Origin of the sequence: Salipiger sp. HF18 (genome assembly GCF_011806505.1) — a bacterium.
GTDB lineage: Bacteria > Pseudomonadota > Alphaproteobacteria > Rhodobacterales > Rhodobacteraceae > Salipiger > Salipiger thiooxidans.
Genome location: NZ_JAATOS010000664.1, coordinates 1 through 1,845 on the forward strand (window position 1 = coordinate 1; position 1,845 = coordinate 1,845).

Here is a 1,845-nt window from a genome sequence, read left to right on the forward strand (position 1 = left end):
CGCCAACATCGGCCGCGAGCGGGTGCTGCGCGACGAATACGAGCCGATGCTCAACGCCATCGTCGACTGCCCGGTGCCGACCATCGCGGCCGTGAATGGCGCGGCGGCGGGCGCGGGCGCCAACCTCGCGCTGGTGCATGACGTGGTGATCGCGACCGAGAGCGCCTTCTTCATGCAGGCCTTCACCCGCATCGGCCTCATTCCTGACGCCGGCGGCACATGGGCACTGCCACGGCAGGCGGGGCTTGCCAAGGCCATGGGCGCGGCGCTCTTCGCCGACCGCATCTCGGCGCGTCAGGCGGATGCCATGGGCATGATCTGGGAAGCGGTCCCCGATGCCGAGTTTGCCGCCGTCTGGAGGGCCCGCGCCGCGTACCTCGCCAAGGGCCCGACCGAGGCCTACGGCCGGATCAAGACGGCCATCCGTGGCGCCTTCCAGAACGATCTCGCGGGCCAGCTCGCGCTCGAATCCCGGCTGCAGGGCGAATGCGGCAAGACCCGCGACTTCAAGGAAGGCGTCGTGGCCTTCCTCGGAGAGGCCCCCGCCGCATTTCGAGGGGCGCTGAGCCCGCCGGGGCGAGCCGCGGCCAGCCCTTCCTCTGGCCCCAAATATCCCCGCCGGAGGCATCCGCCCCCCGCCGCCAGCGCAGCGCCTCCGGTCAGCAACGACCAGACCGAAACCCGAACGAAAAAGGGCCGCCCAACCGGGCGGCCCTTTCCAGGTCCGTCGAGACCGCGGATCAGCGGTTCTCGATGTCCACGTAGTCGCGCGCGGTGCTGCCGAGGTAGAGCTGACGCGGGCGGCCGATCTTGTGCTGCGGATCCGCCAGCTGTTCCTTCCACTGCGACACCCAGCCCACGGTCCGCGACAGCGCGAAGATCGGGGTGAACATCGAGGTCGGGAAGCCCATCGCCTCGAGGATGATGCCCGAATAGAAGTCGACGTTCGGGAACAGCTTCTTCTCGGAGAAGTAGTTGTCCTCCAGCGCCTGCTTCTCGAGCTCCTTCGCGGTGGCGAGGATCGGGTTGTTCTCGACGCCGAGCAGGTCGAGCACCTCGTCTGCGGACTGCTTCATCACCGTCGCGCGCGGGTCGAAGTTCTTGTAGACGCGGTGGCCGAAGCCCATCAGGCGGAACGGATCGTTCTTGTCCTTGGCGCGGGCGATGTACTCGGGGATGCGGTCGGGCGAGCCGATTTCCTTGAGCATCTCGAGGCAGGCCTGGTTGGCGCCGCCGTGTGCCGGGCCCCAGAGGCAGGCGATGCCGGCCGCGATGCAGGCGAACGGGTTCGCGCCCGAGGACGACGCCAGACGCACGGTCGAGGTCGAGGCGTTCTGCTCGTGGTCGGCGTGCAGCGTGAAGATCCGGTCCATGGCGCGGCTCAGGATCGGGTTCACCTGGTAGGGCTCGGCCGGAACGCTGAAGCACATGTGCAGGAAGGTTGCCGCGTAGCTCAGGTCGTTTCGCGGGTACACGAAGGGCTGGCCGATCGAGTACTTGTAGGCCCAGGCCGCGATGGTGGGCATCTTGGCGATCAGGCGGTGCGAGGCGATCTCGCGCTGACGCGGATCGGCGATATCGGTCGAGTCGTGGTAGAACGCCGACATGGCACCGACCACGCCCACCATGGTCGCCATCGGGTGCGCGTCACGACGGAAGCCACGGAAGAAATACTGCATCTGTTCGTGCAGCATGGTGTGGCGGGTGATGGTGTTCTCGAACTTCTCGAGTTCCTTCGCGGTCGGCAGTTCGCCGTAGAGCAGCAGATAGCAGACTTCGAGGTAGTGCGACTTTCCGGCCAGCTGGTCGATCGGGTAGCCGCGGTGCAGCAGCTCGCCCTTGTCA

The 1,845-nt window shown here is 67.3% G+C and carries 1 protein-coding gene and 1 pseudogene; one reads left to right on the forward strand and one right to left on the reverse strand.

Annotated features, from left to right (window positions below; all coding sequences use genetic code 11):
- Positions 1-559, forward strand: a pseudogene (locus HC022_RS25610) (enoyl-CoA hydratase-related protein); the annotation flags it as partial.
- A gap of 181 nt (positions 560-740) precedes the next feature.
- On the opposite strand, the gene gltA reads toward HC022_RS25610, so the two are convergent.
- Positions 741-1,845: citrate synthase (gene gltA / locus HC022_RS25615; RefSeq protein ID WP_167454264.1), on the reverse strand; the 1,105-nt coding region annotated here is incomplete at its 5' end.